This is a genomic window from Streptomyces niveiscabiei, assembly GCF_001419795.1.
Taxonomy (GTDB): Bacteria; Actinomycetota; Actinomycetes; order Streptomycetales; family Streptomycetaceae; genus Streptomyces; species Streptomyces niveiscabiei.
Genome location: NZ_LIRL01001074.1, coordinates 1 through 3917, shown reverse-complemented (window position 1 = coordinate 3917; position 3917 = coordinate 1). Strand labels below are relative to the sequence as shown.

General features: G+C 75.5%; 4 protein-coding genes. 3 read left to right on the top strand and 1 reads right to left on the bottom strand.

Features of this window, described 5'->3' with window-relative positions; all coding sequences use genetic code 11:
* Positions 1–421: 421 nt before the first annotated feature.
* Positions 422–1252, bottom strand: an 831-nt coding sequence (locus AOK24_RS39975) for an aminotransferase class V-fold PLP-dependent enzyme (protein WP_206191348.1), incomplete at its 3' end; no start/stop codon positions are given.
* Between the two features lie 276 nt (positions 1253–1528).
* Here AOK24_RS39975 and AOK24_RS39970 point away from each other — a divergent pair.
* Genes AOK24_RS39970 through AOK24_RS39960 form a run of 3 tightly spaced genes read left to right on the top strand, consistent with a single transcriptional unit; the run spans position 1529 to position 3793 of the window.
* Entirely contained in the window at positions 1529–2347 is an 819-nt protein-coding gene (locus AOK24_RS39970; protein ID WP_055724818.1) for an acyl-ACP desaturase, read from the top strand.
* Complete coding sequence (locus AOK24_RS39965) at positions 2344–2826, top strand: GNAT family N-acetyltransferase (RefSeq protein ID WP_055724817.1); 483 nt, start codon at positions 2344–2346, stop codon at positions 2824–2826. Before AOK24_RS39970 ends, AOK24_RS39965 begins: the two co-directional genes overlap by 4 nt.
* 19 nt (positions 2827–2845) lie before the next feature.
* On the top strand, positions 2846–3793 hold the full coding sequence (locus AOK24_RS39960; protein WP_055724816.1) for a GDSL-type esterase/lipase family protein: 948 nt from the start codon (positions 2846–2848) through the stop codon (positions 3791–3793).
* Positions 3794–3917 lie beyond the last annotated feature (124 nt).

Here is a 3917-nt window from a genome sequence, read left to right as displayed (position 1 = left end):
TCCAGCAACCGGTCCACGTCCCGCGCGTTCGTCGCCACCCCCATCGACGCCCGCACCGCCCCCTGCGCCTGGACGGCGAGCTGCCGCAGATACGCGTCGACGTCCGACGGAGTCCCCCGCGTCAGCGCCGCCCGCACCACCTCCGGCGTCATCCCGTTGGCCTCCTCCGCGACGCCGGGGTTGCAGAAGCAGCCGGTGCGCAGGCTGATCCGGGCCTCGGCGGCGGCGAGCTGGAGGACGCGTTCGTCGACGGGGGAGCCGTCGGGGCGCAGGAGGTTGAAGGTGACCGTGGGGCCACGGTCCCGCGCGGAGAGGGGGCCGAGGACGCGGACCGCCGGTTCCCCGCCGGGGTGGCGCAGGGCCGTCAGCCCGTCCAGGAGCCGGACGGTGAGCCGGGTGACGTGGTGGTGGACGGCGNNNNGCCCTCCGGGGCGGGCGCGGGCAGGTGCCAGTCGGTGTGGGAGGAGGAGGCGCGGACGGTACCGCCCGCGAACCAGGGCCGGTTCAGGCCCGCGAGGGCGTCGCGGCGGGCGATCAGACAGCCCACGCCGGTCGGGAAACCGGTGATCTTGTACCAGGACAGCGCGACGAAGTCGGCGGGGACGGCCGTCAGGTCGAGCGGCCCCGTCGGCAGGTACGCGGCGGCGTCGAGGACCACCCGCCACCCCCGGCGCCGCGCCTCGCCGGCCCACTCCAGCGGATGCCGTACGCCCGTCGCGTTCGACTGCGCCGGGAACGCGAACAGCCCCCGCCCGCCCGCGTCCAGACACGCCGTCACCGCCTCGGTCTCCGTACGCAGCCCGGGCCCCAGCGGCACGACCCGTACCGGCGCGCCCGCGCGGGCGGCGTACCGGCGCATTCCCAGCACCGAGTTGTGGTCGTCCCCGAGGAACGCGAGCGGCGCGTCGGGCCCGAACGGGTACGCCTCGGCGACCAGCCGCAGGGCCGCCGTCGCGTTCGGCGTGAAGACGGCCGTGTACTCCTCCGGTGACGCCCGGCAGAACGACAGCGCCGCCCGGCGGGCCTCCTCCACCAGCCGGGTCGAGGCGAGCGAGGCGGGGCTCGCCGTGTGCGGATTGCCGTACACGCCCGAGGCGAGCCGGGCCGCGCTGCCCCGGACCAGGGAGAGCGGGGCGAGGGCCGCGCCCGTGTAGTCCAGGTAGGCGTGGCCCGACGCGTCCAGGCTCGGGAACTCCGCCTCGCGCAGGGCGTCGACGTGGCACGCGCGGTCCGCAAGGGATGTGGTCGGCATCTCGGAACCTCCTCACCCGTTCCCGGAATCCGTCCGGAAACGAGCCGATAAAAGCCGCGGGAAATCATCCGACGTGACGCAAGAACGCATGGTCCGCATTTCGCCCCTTCCGGGTGAAACATGGGCCGGGGAACACTCCGTCCAGCGGAAACGTGACCTCGACGGCCTCCTGCTCATGGCAACCTGCGACGCGGGAACGATATGGACCATTATGGGCCGCGTTCCCGCGATACGGACAAAAACCACCCTCTCCGCAATGCGAACCGGGACATCGCCATGCCGATCGATCTGCGCGCGGAACTCGAACCCCGCGTCGCCCGCCGCCTCGACGACCACCTGACGGCCGCCCGGGACTGGATGCCGCACGACCTCGTGCCCTGGTCCCTCGCCTGGGACTTCGACACCTCCCCCTGGCACCCCGGACAGTCCCGGCTGCCCGGACCAGCCCGCGCCGCCCTCACCGACCTCCTCGCCGCGGAGGAGGACCTCCCCCGCCGGCACGCCGCCCTCGCCGCCGCCTACGGCCCACGCGGCGCCTGGGCGCGCTGGCTGCACCGCTGGACCGCCGAACAGCAGCGCCACGCCACCGCCCTGCGCGACTACCTCCTCGCCACCCGCGCCGCCGACCCGGCCGAACTGGAGCGGGCGCGGCTGCGGACGCTGTGCGCGGTGCGCGGGGAGCCGGTCCGCGACCTCGCCCGCACCCTCGCCCGGGCCGCCGTCCAGGAGGAGGCCGCCGCCGTCCGCTACCGGACCGTCACCGGCGTACCCGACTGCTGCGGCGCCCTGCTCGCGAGGATCGCCGAGGACAAGGAACTCCACGCGCGCTTCCACCGTTCTCTTCTCGACGACGCCCTCGTGATCGCCCCCTCCCGCACGGTCGCCGCGATCTGCGCCGAACTGCTCGCGCCCGAACTGTCCGACGGGTACGGCCTCGCCGTGCACCTCGACCGGGTCGTCCGCCCGCTCCTCGACCACTGGCGCCTGCCCGAGACCCCGGGGCTGGATGCCGACGCGCTACGGCACCTCGACGCCGTCGACGCCCTGCTCACCACACCCGCCGGCTCGCCCCTCGCGGTCGGCGGCCCGCAGTGACCGTGACCGTCCGCGCCGGGTACGCGGACGACTACGACGCCGTCCGCGCGCTGCATGTCCGCTGCTCCGTCGCCACCCGCGCGCGGCGCTACCACACCGGGACGCCGCAGCTCACGCGCGACGCGTGGCAGCGGATGAGCGAGCCCCTCGCCGGGTGCACGCTCCTCGCGACGCCCTTCGGGCTGCCCGACCGGGTCGTCGCCGTGGGGCACCTCCTCTACGAACGCCACCCGGACGTCGCCGAGCTGGCCGTCCTCGTCGAGGACACCTGGCAGTCCCACGGGCTCGGCGGCGTCCTCTCCCGGCGCCTCTACGGACTCGCCCATTTCATGCGCGTCCGCACGATCGTCGCCTACGTCGCCACCGACAACATCCGCGCCCGCCGCATGGTCCAGGGCCTCGCCCGCACCGCCGGCGGCCACGGCCCCGACGTCCGTCTCCTCTCCGACTCCGACGTCCTCGAAGCGGTCCTCTCCTGACCGACACGGAAGGTCTTCGATGCGCTGGTCCCACCCTGTACGTCTGCTGACGGCCTGGTACGCGCGCGTGTTCCTGCGCTCGCTGCGGCATCTGGATCCGCGGACGGTCCACCGGGTCAACGGGGTGTATGTGCCGGGGGGTCGGGCGGCGGGTGACGTCGCCGGGGACGAGATCCGGCTCGTCGTCCTCGGCGACTCCACCGCGCTCGGCATCGGGGTGGGCAGGGCGCGGGAGGCGCCGGGGGCCGTGCTCGGGCAGTGGCTCGCCGAGGAGACGGGGCGGGCCGTACGGGTGTGGGTGTACGGGCGGTTCGGGGCCACGACGCCGTCGCTCGCGGGGAAGGTCGAGCAGGCGGTGAGCGTGCGGCCGGATCTCGTGGTCCTGCTCACGGGCGCCAACGACAGTCTGCTGCCGGTGCCGCTCGGGCGGGCCGCACGGGCGCTCGGGCGGCATGTGCGGCGGCTCGTGGGGGAGGGGGCGGCCGTGGTGGCCGCGGTGAGCCCCGACGCCGGGTGCGGGGGCGCGATCCCCGGGTTCCTCGGCCGGCTGCTGTCCCTGCGGTGCCGGAGACTGGGCCGGCTCCAGGCGCGCCACGCGCTGAGGGCGGGCGCGCGGATCGTCTCGTTCCGCGACGACGGCTTCCGTACGCACCGGGCCCGGCTGATCGCCGGTGACGGCTTCCACCCCTCGGCGGCGGGCTACGAACTCCACGCGGGCCGCCTGATGCACGCGATGCTCGCGTCCCTCGCGAACCCCCGGCTCCCCGCGGTCCACGCGGCCCTGTGCCTGCGCCGGACCGGCTCCCTGCGCCCGACGTCCCGCCGGGTCGCCCGCACCCCCGACTCCCACGCCGCACCCACCGCTTCGAGCGGCGAGTACGAGGTACAGGTGCTCCCGCCGAAGCGCCGACGCGGGTCCGTGCCGGGGCAGGCGGAGGGGAGGACGCGGGCGCGCACGGGGGCGTGAGGGCGGCGCCGGGCGTGGGGGCCTGCGGGCGCTGCCGGGTACGGGGTCTGCGTGCGCTGCCGGGCGCTGCCGGGCGTCGGGGTCTGCGGGCGCTGCCGGGTGCTGGGAGACGCGGTGTTCACCT